The organism is Lacibacterium aquatile (genome assembly GCF_042683105.1).
GTDB classification, from domain to species: domain Bacteria; phylum Pseudomonadota; class Alphaproteobacteria; order Elsterales; family Elsteraceae; genus Lacibacterium; species Lacibacterium aquatile.
The window spans coordinates 713,598-727,756 of record NZ_JBHUIP010000012.1 but is presented as its reverse complement, the minus strand read 5'-3'; the positions used below and the strand labels follow the sequence as shown (position 1 = coordinate 727,756).

The following is a 14,159-nucleotide window of genomic DNA, read 5'->3' as shown; positions in this document are numbered from 1 at the left end:
CAAGGGTGGTTCCTGGACACGATCCTGTTAGTGTCAAAGAAAAGACATATCCTTGAGGCGAATTCGGCAGAGAGCACGCAGTTTTGGAAGGATTGACCGGAATGAAATCGACGGAAGGCCGGGCGCAAAGCGCTCTCTGGCTGCTTGCTATGACCGGATTTCTACTGGCCCCAAATTTGTCACACGCTCAAGAGACCGCACAGACTCCTGCCACCGTGCCGCCCAAGAGTGCTCCTGAGCCAAAAAAGGAAAGTGGGACGCTCAGCCTCACCGTCGAGAATGACCTCTTCAACAACTTTGATCGTCACTACACCAACGGTGTGCAACTGTCCTGGCTATCGAGCCCGGATCAGGTTCCCAGTTGGATCCAGGGCGGATCGAAATTCCTGTTTCCCGATCAGAGCGCGGCCCGGATCGAATATGCCCTGGGCCAGAATATGTATACGCCCAAAGATATCACCCGCATCGTGCCCGATGCCGATGACCGGCCCTATGCCGGTTGGCTCTATGGGTCTGTCGGGATTATCGCCGAGACCGGCCGGCAGCTCGATCAGCTTCAGTTGAGCCTCGGCGTCGTTGGTCCGGCTGCCTTGGCAGGCGAGACCCAGAAGGCTGTCCATAAGGTCACCGGCTCGAACCATCCGCAGGGCTGGGGTTCCCAATTGAACAATGAACCCGCGATCCAGCTCACCTATCAGCGGTCACTGCGGGCCTTTGCTACCGGCGATATATGGGGGATGTCGATTGATGCAACGCCCCATTTCGGCGGTGCCCTGGGCAATGTCTTCACCTATGCCAATGGCGGCGGCACCCTGCGCTTTGGCTATAATCTGCCCGATGACTATGGTCCGCCCCGTATTCAGCCGTCTCTTCCAGGAGCAGGCTATTTCGAGACCGTGGATGATTTCGGTTGGTACCTCTTCGCCGGGTTTGACGGGCGGGCTATCGCCCGCAACATGTTCCTGGACGGCAACACCTGGACCGACAGCCCCAGCGTCGACAAGAAACATTTTGTCCTGGATGCCCAGGCTGGTATCGCAGTCGTCTGGCGCGATACGCGCATCGCCTATACCTACATCTACCGCACGCGGGAATTCGACGGTCAGGAGAACCCCGACCAGTTCGGCGCCCTTAGCGTTTCGTTCCGGTTCTAAACCTTAGCGCTGGCGGCGGGCGACGCCCCCTGCCAGATCGCTTGCGTCGATCCTGAGACCGCCGGTGAATTCGATCCCGGTATGCCCCAGGGTCGGGCGAGCCGACTGCATGATCTGTGGTTCGCGTAGGGACGCGAGGCCTGGCCGCCCTTCGATCACCCGCTCCAGATCGATCAATTCCACCGTTCCATTGCCCCAGAGAACCAACATTTCAGGCCAGGCGAACGCATGCAGATCTTGAATGCTGGGAGGCTGAGGCAAGGTCGGCGAGGTCATGGCGGCACCTTCGGCAATAAGCACTGCCACGCAAACGCCAGAATCTCATCCGAGTTCCGCCCCAATCCTCTGGTTTCATGGCTCTCTTAGTCCTTTAGAGGTCGGGAATGCTTCATGCGCCTTAACCGGCTGGCCAAGGTTTCGCTCATCACGCTCACCTGTCTGAGCCTAGCGGCCATCGCCGCCGGGGTCACAGTCGTGAACATAGATTGGAAGCCGGTGATCGAGGCGCGGGCGAGCGACTCTCTTGAGCGGCCCTTGCGCATTGGTGCTTTGACGATTGATTGGGGCAACCCGACCCGGGTCGAGATCAAGGACCTGACCCTCGCCAACGCGGCTTTTGGCTCAGAACCCGAGATGATCCGGATCGCCAGCGCCAGTGGCGATGTCGCGCTTTGGCCGCTGTTGAAGGGTGAGTTGCGGTACCGCACCCTTAATGTGGCAGGCCTCCATATCCTGCTGGAGCGGGACAAGGATGGCCGAGGCAACTGGGAGTTCGGATCCGGTGGCGGGTCGGGCGGTATTGTGCCGAAGAACCGCCGGGAGTTTCCGACCCTTCTAAAGGCCGTTCTGGATAAGGGCGACATCCGCTATCGCACTGGTTCGGGCAAGACCATCGCTATCGGACTTTCATCTGCCACTATCCGGTCGGCCGGGGAGAGTCAGCCGGTCCTGTTGGCCGCAGACGGAAGTTACAACGGCAATCCGATAAACCTCGTCGGCGAAACCGCCTCTTTTGAAGTGCTGCGCGATGCCAGCCTGCCATTCGGCACCAATCTGTCGCTGGCCAGCCGCACCGCTGTTGTCGATTTCCAGGGCAGTATGATGGAGCCCCTGGACTTCGAAGGGGTGCGCGGCCGCCTCACCGGCCGGGCCAATAGTTTCAGCGACCTGCTGCGCGTGTTCGGCAGCGACATCAAGATTGCCGAGCGTTTCGAGATCGATGGGATTTTCGCCCGTACCGGGGACCGCTGGACTCTCAATGACGCAAACGGACGCTTGGCAGATAGCATCCTCAAAGGAAATGCCGCGCTGACCGAACATCCCCGCGGTGAACCGGACGAGATTACGGTCGACCTTGGCACCGACCGGATGGATTTCGACCGGCTGACAAAGGGTCTGCAAGGCGGAAAGTCCGATCCTGCGCTAACCATGGCCAGCGAAATCGACACCCGGCTGGCCCTGCGACTGGATGCGGGAACCGCCCGCTACAAAGGGTGGCAGGCGGAAAAACTGAGTCTGGAAACCCACCTGGCTCCCGGCTCGATTGCCGTTAAAAGGCTCAGCTTCGGCTTTGGCAATGGCACCATCCTCGCCTCCGGCACCCTGGCCAGCGTCGGGCGCGGTGGACGGCTGGAATTGACCGCCGCGGCGGAAGGCGTCGAGGCTGCGACCCTGGCCCAACGCCTTGGCAACGACGAAAATCTTCTGACCGGCAAGATCGATATCCGCGCCGATCTGGCGATGGAGGGCCGGACCTGGACCACCGGCCTGCGCGACAGCGACGGCAGCGCCGTCTTCGCCATGACCGGCGGCAGGGCGGCGCGGGCGATGGTCGAGAAACTCTCGACCGACATCCGGGGGTTCCTGCGCGAGGGTAGTGGTCAGGTGGGCGTCGGTTGCTTCTATAGCACCGCCTCCTTGCGTAAGGGAGTTGCGACCCTGGCACCGCTGCGCCTGCGGACGGGGGAAGCCGCCTTCAACGGCGGCGGCACCATCGACCTCCCCAATCGCACCGTCGATATCCGCGTCAAATCGGATCGCGAGGCGAGCGGCACCCTAGCGCTCGATATTCCCCTCCATATTTCCGGCGCCATTGCCGACCCCGGCGTCGGCCCCGGCAAGGATGCGCCCCTGCCCGCGGCCAAGCCCGTGGAGTCGCCTTACGTGAAGGAGCTCGCGGATAAAAAGGCCTGCCGATAAACCAGGGTTTCAACGGCTCTAGGTATCCATATTTGAAAGCGTGATCTGCAAATTCGGACCCCTGCGCCCTTGACGGCACAGGCATAGGGTGGTGCCATCTTTCGACGAGCGAGGCCCCCCCATGTCTGAACGCCCCCTGCTGATCCTGATCGCCGGTCCCTACCGCACCGGCACCGGTGACGACCCGAAACTGCTGGCTGCCAATGTCCGCGCCCAGGCCGAAGCGAGCGTTGTGCTGTTCCGCCGGGGCCATATCCCCTTGAGCGGCGAAATCATCTGCCCGCCCATCGTTGAAGCGGCAGGATCGACCAAGGTTGGCGATGCAATCTTCGACGAGATCTTCCACCCCTATGCCGTGCGCCTGATCGAGCGGTGCGATGCTGTGCTGCGTTTCGGCGGCCCGTCAGTTGGGGCGGAGGAGATGCTGCGACTCGCCCGCCACCACGGCATCAGGATCTTCAGCCATATCGATGATGTCCCAGATATTTCCACCCAGGAAGCCGCCCGATGATCCCCACGCTGGCGAACCTGCGCATCCGCGCGGTCGAGGTCTTATCCAGGAACTGGTATCTGCTGCGCCGGGTCGATTTCGACTATCAACGCCGGGACGGCGAATGGCAGTCCTTAAGCCGTGAAGTCTATGACCGGGGCAATGGCGCGACCATCCTGCTCTATAACCGCGCCCGACGGACGGTGATCCTGACCCGGCAGTTCCGCATGCCGATTCTCTTCAACCAGCATCCGACTGGCATGCTGCTGGAATCCCCTGCGGGACTGCTGGATGCCGATGCTCCGGCTGACTGCATCAAACGCGAGGTGGAGGAAGAAACCGGCTATCGGATCGCCGCTGTGCAGCCGATCTTCAACGCCTATATGAGCCCCGGATCAGTGACCGAACGGCTGCATTTTTTTGTCGCGGAGTTTGATCAGGCCGCCAAAGTGTCCGATGGCGGCGGCGATGCCTCTGAGGGCGAGGATATCGACGTGCTGGAAGTCCCCTTCGAGCAGGCAATGGCGATGATTGCCAGCGGCGAGATTGCGGACGGCAAGACGATCCTGCTGCTCTATCACGCCGCCCTTCACAAGCTGCTGGACGCGGCATGAACGGCCCCGACTGGCCAAAACTCGACTGGAACGACCTGCAGATCTTTCTGGGTCTGGTGCGCGGCGGCAGTGTTTCTGCCGCCGCCGCCTCCCTGCATGTCAGCGAAGCCACGGTCGTACGGCATCTGGTGGCTCTGGAGGAGGCGTTGGGCGCCCGTCTCTTCGACCGCTTGCCCAACCGGCTGGTCCTGACGGAGTTTGGCAGCGAGATAGCGGCTCTCGCCCGCTCCATGGACAGCAGCGCCCGCGATCTGGCGCTGTTTGCCAAGGATCGTACCCTGCGGCGCCAGGATGACATCCGTATCACCGCCACCACCTCGGTGGCCCTGTTCCTTGCCCGGCATATGGCTATTCTGCGGGCTGCCGCGCCCACTGCCCGTATCGATATCATCAATACCCGCAGTCAGCTCGATATCGCCAAGGACGAAACTGATATTGCCCTGCGCATGCGCAAGCCGCCGGAAAAGGGCGATTATACCGTGCGGCGGATCGGCCGGATTTCCTTCTCGCTCTACGCCAGCCACCGCTATCTCGAAACTCGGGGGGACGCCGCGCCGGAGATCATCGGCGTTCGGTCTGACGGCACGTCGGGGCAGGCGAAATGGCTGGAACGGGTCACTGCCAGTCAGCCACCAGCTCTATGGTTGGGGGAGGTACCTCTGCGTCTGGAAGCAGCACGGGCAGACCAGGGCGCGGCGCTGTTGCCCTGTTTCATCGGCGATGGTGACGTCAAGCTTTCCCGCCTGATGCCGCCGCCGACCGAGCTTGGCGAAGACGTCTATCTGCTGCTGCCCCATAACCGTCGCGACCGGCCACGGGTGCGGGCCATCGCCGACGCTCTGGGCACCTTATTCAAGGCCGAAACAGCACATTTAAGCGGTGAGACTCGGTAAAGTCTAAGGTGCTGACGGCACTTTTCGTCTGCTGCGGGGTTGACTCATCAGGAGTTCACCGCACGAAGGCGCCTCAAGCATGCTCAATACCCGCGAACGACAGGCGGCGATTGAAGAAACCCCCGGCATCCTGATTCCGGGTGAAACCGTCTGGCGGGTAGAGACCGCCCGGCGCGCCACCGTGCTTATTGACGCGGGCCCCTATTTCGCGGTTCTGCGCAAAGCCATGCTCGCCGCCCGCCAGACGATCTACATCGTCGGCTGGGACGTGGACAGCCGTACGCCACTGGTCGGGCCGGAGGGGACGGTCGACGACGATCTGCCGCTGGAGCTTGGCCCTTTCATCGCCGAATTGGTGCACCGCCGCCCCCAGTTGAGCGTCAAAATCCTGCTGTGGGACTATTCGGTCTTTTTCGCCAACGAGCGCGAGTTCATGCCCGCCGTCGCCCTGCGCTGGCGAATGCCCAAGCAGGTGGATCTCTGCCTGGATGACAGCGTTCCCCTGGGTTCCTCGCACCATCAGAAGATCGTGATAATCGATGAGGCCTTGGCTTTCTCCGGCGGGCTCGACCTGACCATCCGGCGCTGGGACACCCCGGACCACCTCAAAGATAATCCGCACCGGGTCGATCCTGACGGCAAGCCGTATCCGCCTTTCCATGACGTGCAGCTGATGGTCGATGGCCCTATCGCCGACGCCATGACCGCCCTGGTGCGCCGACGTTGGTTGCATGCGGCGGGGGAAGTGCTGCCCTCGACACCTGCCTGCGAAAGCCCCTGGCCTGCCGGTATCGTTGCCGACTTCCAGAATGTGCCGGTCGGGATCGCCCGCACCGAACCCAACGTCAATGACGAGAAGCTGGTGCGCGAAGTCGCGGACCTGTTCCGCGCCATGGCAGCGACGGCAGAGCGCTACATCTATCTCGAAAGCCAATATGTCACTTGCCTGGAATTCGCTGAAGTGCTGGCTGAAACCCTGCGGCAGCGCCCGGCATTGGAAGCGGTGATCGTCTGCCCCCATTCCTATCAGGGATTCTTCGAACGCTCGGCCATGAGTGGTGGCCGTCGTCGATTCATGAAGATCCTGCAGGATGCTGGTGTCGCCGGACGTGTCAGTGTGCTTGCGCCCCAGACTCGGCCCGAGGAAGGCGAGCGGGACAATATCAAGATCCACGCAAAGGTGATGATCGTCGACGACCGCTATCTGCGCATCGGGTCGGCCAACCTCTGTGCGCGTTCCATGGCCACCGACAGCGAATGCGATCTGATCATCGACGCCAGCGGGGACGATGAGGCGGCACGCGGCATCGCTCGTATCCGCTACCGCCTGCTGGCCGAACATTGCGGAACCACGGTTGCCAAGGTCGCGGAGACGATTAGCAAAACCCGCTCGCTGATCCAGGCCATCAATCGCCTATGCGCGGAAAACTGCAAGCTGCGGCTGGTGGAAGATCCCAGCGAGGAAGAGTTGGCCGCCTCGGAAGCCGTGGAGGCGATGGCGGATCCAAAACATCCGCTCGACCCCTTCTATTACCTGCCCAATTCGATAACCCCGAAGCGTGGTTTTCGCTGGGGGCAGGCGACCTCCATCGCCGGTTTCCTGCTGCTGGTGGGCCTGCTGGCTGCCGTCTGGGCCTTCACGCCATTGGCCGAACTGGCCAACCCCGCCCTGCTGGAGCGCAATCTGCGCGGCCTCAGCGGCCCGTGGGAAGCCGTCGCCGTGGTGGCGATCTTCATTATCGGTGGCCTGGTCGCTTTCCCGCTGGTGGTGCTGATCGCCTGTACCGCCGCCGTCTTCGGCGGCTGGCCGGGGCTGCTCTATGCCACGTCCGGTGCGATGCTGAGCGCGCTCGCGACATATTTCATCGGTCGCTGGCTGGGTAAGCGCGCCCTGCGCCGCTTCGTTGGCCCGCGCCTCAACCGCATCAACCGCACCCTCGCCCGCCAAGGAATCTTGACTGTCACAACTCTACGCCTGATGCCGGTTGCGCCTTTCACCATCGTCAATCTGGTGGCCGGGGCCTTGCGGGTCCGTCCGCTGGATTACGTGCTCGGCACCTTGCTGGGCATGTCGCCGGGCCTGCTGCTGATGTCCGGTTTCGGCGGGCAGATGCGCAGCATGATCCAGAACCCCAGCCTGGGCGGGGCAGCGATCCTGATTGGCGTCCTTGGCGCTTCCTTCGCCCTGTCCATCCTGTTGCAGAAACTGATGACCCGCCTGGGGAGCAAGGTGGACTGACGGTGCGGATCTTCAGCTGGAATATCCATGCCGGTATCGGCCCCGACCGGCGCTATGACCTCTCCCGCATCATCGACCTGATCCGGGGTCACGAGCCCGATATCATCGCCTTGCAGGAGGTGGATTCACGCGGTCGCCGGGCGGAGGAAGCACCGCTCACAGCCCTGAAGCAGGGCTTGGGCGACCATGCCGCCGAAGCCCGTACCATCGCCGCCCCCGACGGGCATTACGGCCATGTGCTGATCAGCCGCTGGCCGATGCGCGAGATCCAGCTGCACGACCTGTCGGTCGGCCGCCGCGAACCCCGTTGTGCCATCGACGCCCAGGTGCAGACCCCGCTTGGCACCCTCCGGGTTATTGCGACCCACCTGGGTCTTGGCCGGGGGGAGCGTAATCGGCAGATCGACACTTTGCGCGCCCTTCTGTCCGGATCGCAGCAGCCGACAATCCTGCTGGGTGACTTCAACGATTGGGATGGATCGGTGCGACGCCGTCTCGCGGATCTTCTGCCTTCGGGGACGGGACATCGAACTTTCCCGGCCTGGCGCCCGCTGCTGCGCCTGGATCGGGTGCATGTGGACCGGCAGGTTACGATCCTGAAAAGCTGGGTCGATCCGGCAGCCCGGCAGGCCTCCGACCATCTGCCGGTGATTGCCGATATCGCCCAAGCTTGACCCGCCCCGCGCTGCAGCCTACTCAAAAGGCATGAGCACCACCGTGATCGCCGTCAGCCAGAGCCGAGGGCACAAGTTCAGCAAGAAGAACCAGCTGAGCATCCGCCTGCTCGCAGGCCTGGGTGTCGAGGGCGATGCCCATGCGGGTGTCACGGTCAAACATCGCTCCCGCGTGGCGGTCGATCCCAGTCAGCTGAACCTGCGGCAGGTCCATCTGATGCATGCAGAACTGTTCGACGAGCTGGCGGCCAAGGGCTTCAAGGTCGGCCCCGGCGATCTGGGCGAGAACGTCACCACGCGCGGCCTCGACCTGCTGAGCCTGCCGGTCGGCGCAAAGCTGCACCTCGGCCGCGACGCTATTGTCGAAGTGACGGGCCTGCGCAATCCCTGCATCCAGCTCGACAGGTTCCAGCCCGGCCTGATGAAGGCCACCCTGGATCGAGATGCCGATGGCGGACTTATCCGTAAGGCCGGGATCATGGGCATCGTGCTGGCGGGCGGCGAGATCCTGCCCGGCGACGCGATCCGGGTGGAGCTTCCGCCGTTGCCGCACCGGAAAATGGATCGGGTTTAAGCATAACCTGTCATCCCGGACTTGATCCGGGATCCGGCCGAAAGCTCTTGCCTGGCGACACCGTTGGAGCCTGACCCACTGCATGGCCGGATCCCGGCTCGGGGGCCGGGATGACAATGGGAGGCGGCGCTCGCCCCTTTACACCCCCGCCCGTCCGTGCTCTAACGACTCCCGTTGCAGGGGGGCCCGCGAGGGCTGAGAGGACATGGTGTCCGACCCTTCTAGCTGATCTGGGTAATGCCAGCGGAGCGAGCGACCTCATGTTCATCGGGTGTCAGTTTTCCCTCTATCCCATGGCCGACGGTTTTGTCGGCGTGATCCTCGACGCCATCAAGGATCTCGATAAATACACCAAGCTTCGGCGCCAGACCGACGACCTCTCGACCCTGTTGGTCGGGCCGCCGGAGGAGCTGTTTCCCGCGCTTGAAGAATGTTTCACCGCAGCATCCCGCTCGGGCGAGCATGTGGTGATGCAGGTGACCTTCTCGCGCGGCTGTCCGGGCGAACCCGACGACCCCATCTGCCGCACCGATCTTCTGCCGCCGCGCCCCACCGACGCGACGCCGGAAAATCTGACCAGGGCAGCGCTGGAACGCCTACGCAAACCGGAAAAAAGCGGCATTGATACTGCCTGCCAGATCAGCCTCTACCCCTTGGGTGGCGGCGATCATATGGCGGATATCTATGCCTGCATCGCCTTCCTGAAGGCCTCGACCGTCAATGTGACGGCGAAGAATTTCTGCACCCGCCTGGACGGGGACGCCGCCGACGTGATGGCTGTGATCGAGCAGACGTTCATCGGCTTTGCCCATCCCGGCGGCCATGTGGTGCTGACAGCAACCCTGTCGGCCAACAGCCCGTCGAAGAAGCGCGCCGCCTGATCTCCGTACCCACCCGCTGACGCGGGGTCGGCGGGCGTATCCCTCTTCAAAGGAATATCACTATGAGTGACCTCAACCGTCGCTGGACGCAGCGCGATATCGTGACCGTCTGCGCGCTTGGATTGGCTTTCGGCGTCTTCTACCTCGGCTGGGTGCAGGTCTGGCTGGTGGCCCAGGCGGCCGTCGGCCCGCTGGCCATGGATGCGCTGATGGGCTTCTGGATGGTGGGCGGCATCGTCGCGGCCTATATCATCCGCAAGCCCTTTGCCGCCTTTGCCGGTGAAACCCTGGCCGCCGTGGCCGAGGTGCTGACCGGCAATCCCGGCGGCCTGATCCTGATCATGACCGGCGTCATTCAGGGCGCAGGGCTGGAACTGCCGTTCCTCGCCACCCGCTGGAAGCGTTATGACCTGGTGATCCTGATCCTGTCGGGCATCGCTGCCGCCGTCTTCAGCTTTGTCTATACCTGGGTCCGCTTCGATTACGGCAAGATCGATACCGGTCTGCTGATCGCCATGTTCGCGATCCGGGTGACGAGCTGTGTCGTGCTGGGCTCCTTCCTCGGTCATTGGATCGGCAATAAGCTGAACCGCACCGGCGTGCTGGACGGTCTGGCCATCGCCCACCGTGCCTAAAGGTTTCAGCCTTGAGGGGGTCGGGATCGCGCTGGAGGGTCATCCCCTGCTGCGCGATCTCTCCCTCGCCATCAACCCAGAAGAACGCATCCTGCTGCTGGGACCATCGGGGTCGGGAAAATCCACCCTGCTGGCCGCCTTGGCCGGGCTGGTGCCGGAGGCCGTACCGGGGGAGATCTCTGGCGCGCTCTCCCGCCCCACCGCACCCGCAGCGCTGGTTTTCCAGGACCCGGAAACCCAGCTGGTCGCGGCGACCGTGGCCGAGGATATCGTCTTCGCCCTCGAAAACCGTGCCCTGCCCCGCGATCTCCTGCAGCAGGCAGCATCTGAAGGATTGGCGCTCGCGCGCCTGCCTGCCGACCGAGAGTGTCATCGGCTGTCGGGCGGGGAGCGGCAGCGGGTCGCCCTCGCCGCCGCCCTGACCGCCCACCGGCATCTGGGCGGTCCCCTGCTGCTGGACGAGGCGATTACCGATCTGGACGAAGACTCCACCGCCGCTTTCTTCGCGACCTTGGCCAGACATGACGGCGGCTGGATCGCGACCGACCATCGCATCGATCCCTGGCGAGGTCTGGTCGACCGCGTGCTGGTCCTGGATCGATCGGGCAGGCTGGCGCTAGACGGTCCGGCTGCCGATGTTTTCGCCCGCGATCTGGGCGCCCTGGGCATTCGTCTGCCCGGCCATTCGTCTGCTCTACCGGCACGATCCGGTGCATTGCTGGCCGAAGACGGGCCACTAAAGCTCCATGCGGGCGAGGTCGTGGCCCTGACCGGAGCGAACGGCTGCGGCAAAACCACCCTCGCGCGCCGCCTCGCCACCGCCAATGCCAAGAGAACGGCCATGCTGTTCCAGAATCCCGAACTAGGTCTGACCGCCGCCACCGTTGCCGAACAGGCACCCGGCGTCGATCTGGGCGATCTAGGATTGGCCGAAGCCAGAGACCGCCATCCCCTGCGCCTATCCCATGGGCAGAAACGGCGGCTGGCCTTGGCTGGAGTCTTTGCCGCCCGTCGGCCGTTGACCATCCTTGATGAACCCTCCAACGGCCTCGATGCCGACGGTTTTGCCGGGTTGCTGGCGGATATAGCTGGCGTTGCCGCCGATGGTCGCGCCGTCCTGCTGATCAGCCATGACGCCGAACTGATTGCCCGTTGCGCGCACCGGTCCGTCGATCTAGGGGAAACAGCCCATGCTGGCTAAGCGTCACGCCGGGGCCAAGCTTGCCCTCGCCCTGCTTTGGCTGGTCGGCGCCACCTGGGTCGCGTCCTGGCAGGGACAGGCGATCCTGCTGGGAACCCTGGTCGGTGCCGCGCTGGTCCTGGAGCGGGTCACTCCCTGGAAACTTCTGAAAACTCTGGTGCCCTTCGCGCTGTTCGGGGTTGGGTTCCTCTGGACCCATGCCTTGTTCGGCAATGAGGCTGTGGGCGGCGATCTCTACAGCGGTGTTACGCCCTTTCTGCGCACCCTGGTTTTCGGCCTGACCTCCTTCCTGTTCGTGCGTGCGACCCCGCCTTCCAAGCTGGTGCGCTGCCTCATCGACTGGGGTCTCTCGCCCCGGGTAGGGTTCGCCGTCAGCGCAGTCTATCAACTGCTACCCGGCCTGACCGAGGATATGCGCTCGCTCCGTCTGGCCCTACGGCTGCGCGGAGGCATGGGGTTCTTTGCCCGTGAAGGTGCCGTTCTGCTGGGTCTGCTGGCCTTGACCATCCGCAAGTCCGCCCGCCTGTCGGTGGCCATGGCGGCGCGAGGTCTCGACAACACACCGCGTTCCTGGCTCGTCGAGCAAAGGTGGCGCCTCGCTGATAGCCTGACACTTGCCGTCGGGATAATTCCACTAATTACAATTTTTGCCCGTTTATTATAAACAAATATCTCTGTAATTTATGTTTTATGCGTTGACTCCCGCAGCGAATCGATCTTTAAAATTTCTCACTTTGGCGCGAGAAAGAAATTTCATAACGCCAATCAACTGTGAAATAGCCATTGATTGCTCAGGAGAGTTCCATGTCGCTTCTCGCCTCCCTCCGCCCGATCCGCCTGCTGGCCGTTGGCGCGATGGCGATGTGCTGCTCTGCCGCCTTCGCCGCCGACAAGCCCAAGGAAATCCGCCTGGATTACGCCTATTACAGCCCGGTTTCCCTGGTGCTGAAGGAAAAAGGCATCCTGGAGGAAAAGCTGAAAGCGGACGGAATCGCCGTGCGCTGGGTGCTGTCGGCCGGGTCGAACAAGGCGCTGGAATTCCTGAACGCAGGCTCGCTGGATTTCGGCTCCACCGCCGGAGCAGCAGCCCTGCTGGGTAAGATCAACGGGAACCCCATCAAGGGCGTGTATATCTATTCCAAGCCGGAATGGACCGCGCTGGTGACCAATGCCGACAGCCCGATCAAGACGGTCGAGGACCTGAAGGGTAAGCGCGTCGCCGTCACCCGTGGCACCGATCCGCATATCTTCCTGATCCGCGCCTTGGCCGGCGCCAAGCTGACCGAGCGCGACGTGAAGCTGGTCCTGCTGCAGCATGCCGATGGTCGCACTGCGCTCGAAAAGGGCGACGTCGATGCCTGGTCGGGCCTGGATCCGATCATGGCCAGCGCCGAAGTCGAAAAGGGTGCCAAGCTCTTCTATCGCAATGCCGACGCCAATACCTACGGCCTGCTGAATGTTCGCGAGGCTTTTGCCAACGACAATGGCCCGCTGGTCGATACCGTCATCGCCGCCTATGAGGAAGCCCGCCGCTGGTCGATCGCCAATCCCGACGCCCTGCGCGATCTGGTGGCCAATGCCGCCAAGCTGACGCCGGAAGTGGCCGCCAAGCAGCTGACCCGCACCGATCTGAAGGACCCGACCGTTGGCGACAAGCCGCGCGCCTCGATCCTCGCCGCCGGTGAAGCCCTGAAGGAAGCAGGCGTCATCGAAGGCAAGGTCGATGTGAAGGCCGCCGTCGACAGCCTGCTCGACCCGCGCTTCTCCTCCAAGCTTGCGGCCGTTCAGTGAGCGATATCGCCCAAAGAAGCTCTGCAACCGTCACCCCGACCACCCGGCGCCTGCCGGTGGTCGGGCTCGGCTTTTTGCTGCCCGTCGCCCTCGGCGCACTTTGGGAACTGGCGGTCGCCAGCGGATTTGCCGAAGGCCGCCTTGTTCCGCCGCCTTCCCGCATCGCTGCCGAGATCTGGCGCCTGATCGCCCTTGGCGATCTTCAGATCCATATTCTTGCGACCCTGGTGCGCGTTGGCCTTGGGTTCGGGTTCGGTGTCTTGGCCGGAACGTTGCTGGGGGCCTTCACCGGCTATTCCCCGCTGGCCCGCCGTCTGCTCGACCCGTCGCTGCAGGCCCTGCGCGCCATCCCCTCCATCGCCTGGGTGCCGCTCTTCATCCTGTGGTTCGGGATCTTCGAGACGTCGAAGGTGATCCTGATCGCCGTCGGCGTCTTCTTCCCGATCTACCTGGGCCTGTCCGCCGCCATTCAGGATACCGACCGCAAGCTGGTGGAGGTCGGCCGCGCCTTCCGCCTGACGGGGCCGCAGTTGGTCGTGCGGGTGCTGCTACCTGCCGCCTTGCCCGCCTATCTGGTTTCCCTGCGCTCCGGCCTGGGGCTTGGCTGGATGTTCGTGGTGGCTGCCGAATTCATGGGGGCCAGCGAAGGTCTGGGCTTCCTTTTGACCGACGGGCAGATGATGGGCAAGCCTACGATCATCGTCGCCGCCATCCTGACCTTCGCGGTGCTGGGTAAGATCACCGACGGTCTGCTCGCCGCCCTTTCCCGCCGCCTGCTGCGCTGGCAGGACGTCTACCGGAAGGAGGGCTAGGC

15 protein-coding genes and 1 riboswitch are annotated in these 14,159 nt (G+C 63.3%); of the genes, 14 read left to right on the top strand and 1 reads right to left on the bottom strand.

Going from position 1 to position 14,159, the window contains the following annotated elements:
• The first annotated feature begins 101 nt into the window (after positions 1-101).
• Complete coding sequence (locus ACFSM5_RS15055; protein WP_379877273.1) at positions 102-1,154, top strand: lipid A deacylase LpxR family protein; 1,053 nt, start codon at positions 102-104, stop codon at positions 1,152-1,154.
• Between the two features lie 3 nt (positions 1,155-1,157).
• On the opposite strand, the gene ACFSM5_RS15050 is transcribed toward ACFSM5_RS15055, so the two are convergent.
• Entirely contained in the window at positions 1,158-1,460 is a 303-nt protein-coding gene (locus tag ACFSM5_RS15050; RefSeq protein ID WP_379877272.1) for a hypothetical protein, read from the bottom strand.
• Positions 1,461-1,544: 84 nt separating this feature from the next.
• Here ACFSM5_RS15050 and ACFSM5_RS15045 point away from each other — a divergent pair, with 84 nt between their 5' ends.
• The 13 genes from ACFSM5_RS15045 (at position 1,545) to ACFSM5_RS14985 (ending at position 14,157) form a co-directional block, all read left to right on the top strand.
• Positions 1,545-3,353 (top strand): AsmA family protein, encoded by a 1,809-nt coding sequence (locus tag ACFSM5_RS15045; protein WP_379877271.1) that lies wholly within the window; start codon positions 1,545-1,547, stop codon positions 3,351-3,353.
• A 121-nt stretch (positions 3,354-3,474) separates the two neighbouring features.
• Positions 3,475-3,864 (top strand): hypothetical protein, encoded by a 390-nt coding sequence (locus ACFSM5_RS15040; protein ID WP_379877270.1) that lies wholly within the window; start codon positions 3,475-3,477, stop codon positions 3,862-3,864.
• On the top strand, positions 3,861-4,457 hold the full coding sequence (locus ACFSM5_RS15035) for an NUDIX domain-containing protein (RefSeq protein ID WP_379877269.1): 597 nt from the start codon (positions 3,861-3,863) through the stop codon (positions 4,455-4,457). Before ACFSM5_RS15040 ends, ACFSM5_RS15035 begins: the two co-directional genes overlap by 4 nt.
• Entirely contained in the window at positions 4,454-5,350 is an 897-nt protein-coding gene (locus ACFSM5_RS15030) for a LysR family transcriptional regulator (protein WP_379877267.1), read from the top strand. The genes ACFSM5_RS15035 and ACFSM5_RS15030 overlap by 4 nt, the downstream gene beginning before the upstream one ends.
• A gap of 79 nt (positions 5,351-5,429) precedes the next feature.
• The gene (locus tag ACFSM5_RS15025) at positions 5,430-7,589 is read left to right on the top strand and encodes a VTT domain-containing protein (protein WP_379877265.1); all 2,160 of its coding nucleotides are present in this window, start codon (positions 5,430-5,432) and stop codon (positions 7,587-7,589) included.
• Positions 7,590-7,591: 2 nt separating this feature from the next.
• On the top strand, positions 7,592-8,263 hold the full coding sequence (locus ACFSM5_RS15020; protein WP_379877264.1) for an endonuclease/exonuclease/phosphatase family protein: 672 nt from the start codon (positions 7,592-7,594) through the stop codon (positions 8,261-8,263).
• Positions 8,264-8,294: 31 nt separating this feature from the next.
• Positions 8,295-8,837: an MOSC domain-containing protein gene (locus tag ACFSM5_RS15015; protein WP_379877263.1), complete on the top strand. Its 543-nt coding sequence runs from the start codon at positions 8,295-8,297 to the stop codon at positions 8,835-8,837.
• Between the two features lie 168 nt (positions 8,838-9,005).
• A riboswitch (TPP riboswitch) is annotated at positions 9,006-9,106 on the top strand.
• Complete coding sequence (locus ACFSM5_RS15010; protein WP_379877262.1) at positions 9,098-9,718, top strand: YkoF family thiamine/hydroxymethylpyrimidine-binding protein; 621 nt, start codon at positions 9,098-9,100, stop codon at positions 9,716-9,718. It overlaps the preceding riboswitch by 9 nt.
• Positions 9,719-9,780: 62 nt before the next feature.
• Positions 9,781-10,353, top strand: a complete 573-nt coding sequence (locus ACFSM5_RS15005) for an ECF transporter S component (protein ID WP_379877261.1) — start codon at positions 9,781-9,783, stop codon at positions 10,351-10,353.
• On the top strand, positions 10,346-11,554 hold the full coding sequence (locus tag ACFSM5_RS15000; protein WP_379877260.1) for an ATP-binding cassette domain-containing protein: 1,209 nt from the start codon (positions 10,346-10,348) through the stop codon (positions 11,552-11,554). Before ACFSM5_RS15005 ends, ACFSM5_RS15000 begins: the two co-directional genes overlap by 8 nt.
• Positions 11,544-12,218, top strand: coding sequence for an energy-coupling factor transporter transmembrane component T family protein (locus tag ACFSM5_RS14995; RefSeq protein ID WP_379877259.1), 675 nt, complete (start codon positions 11,544-11,546; stop codon positions 12,216-12,218). Before ACFSM5_RS15000 ends, ACFSM5_RS14995 begins: the two co-directional genes overlap by 11 nt.
• A 140-nt stretch (positions 12,219-12,358) precedes the next feature.
• Complete coding sequence (locus ACFSM5_RS14990) at positions 12,359-13,345, top strand: aliphatic sulfonate ABC transporter substrate-binding protein (RefSeq protein ID WP_379877258.1); 987 nt, start codon at positions 12,359-12,361, stop codon at positions 13,343-13,345.
• Positions 13,342-14,157, top strand: a complete 816-nt coding sequence (locus ACFSM5_RS14985) for an ABC transporter permease (RefSeq protein ID WP_379877257.1) — start codon at positions 13,342-13,344, stop codon at positions 14,155-14,157. Before ACFSM5_RS14990 ends, ACFSM5_RS14985 begins: the two co-directional genes overlap by 4 nt.
• Positions 14,158-14,159 lie beyond the last annotated feature (2 nt).

Excerpts from the sequence above, each read along its gene's own strand:
- ACFSM5_RS15015 (WP_379877263.1), top strand. The coding sequence starts at position 8,295 with ATGAGCACCACCGTGATCGCCGTCAGCCAGAGCCGAGGGCACAAGTTC.
- ACFSM5_RS15025 (WP_379877265.1), top strand. The coding sequence starts at position 5,430 with ATGCTCAATACCCGCGAACGACAGGCGGCGATTGAAGAAACCCCCGGC.
- ACFSM5_RS15055 (WP_379877273.1), top strand. The coding sequence starts at position 102 with ATGAAATCGACGGAAGGCCGGGCGCAAAGCGCTCTCTGGCTGCTTGCT.
- ACFSM5_RS15005 (WP_379877261.1), top strand. The coding sequence starts at position 9,781 with ATGAGTGACCTCAACCGTCGCTGGACGCAGCGCGATATCGTGACCGTC.
- ACFSM5_RS14995 (WP_379877259.1), top strand. The coding sequence starts at position 11,544 with ATGCTGGCTAAGCGTCACGCCGGGGCCAAGCTTGCCCTCGCCCTGCTT.
- ACFSM5_RS14990 (WP_379877258.1), top strand. The coding sequence starts at position 12,359 with ATGTCGCTTCTCGCCTCCCTCCGCCCGATCCGCCTGCTGGCCGTTGGC.
- ACFSM5_RS15010 (WP_379877262.1), top strand. The coding sequence starts at position 9,098 with ATGTTCATCGGGTGTCAGTTTTCCCTCTATCCCATGGCCGACGGTTTT.
- ACFSM5_RS15045 (WP_379877271.1), top strand. The coding sequence starts at position 1,545 with ATGCGCCTTAACCGGCTGGCCAAGGTTTCGCTCATCACGCTCACCTGT.
- ACFSM5_RS15030 (WP_379877267.1), top strand. The coding sequence starts at position 4,454 with ATGAACGGCCCCGACTGGCCAAAACTCGACTGGAACGACCTGCAGATC.
- ACFSM5_RS15035 (WP_379877269.1), top strand. The coding sequence starts at position 3,861 with ATGATCCCCACGCTGGCGAACCTGCGCATCCGCGCGGTCGAGGTCTTA.
- ACFSM5_RS15040 (WP_379877270.1), top strand. The coding sequence starts at position 3,475 with ATGTCTGAACGCCCCCTGCTGATCCTGATCGCCGGTCCCTACCGCACC.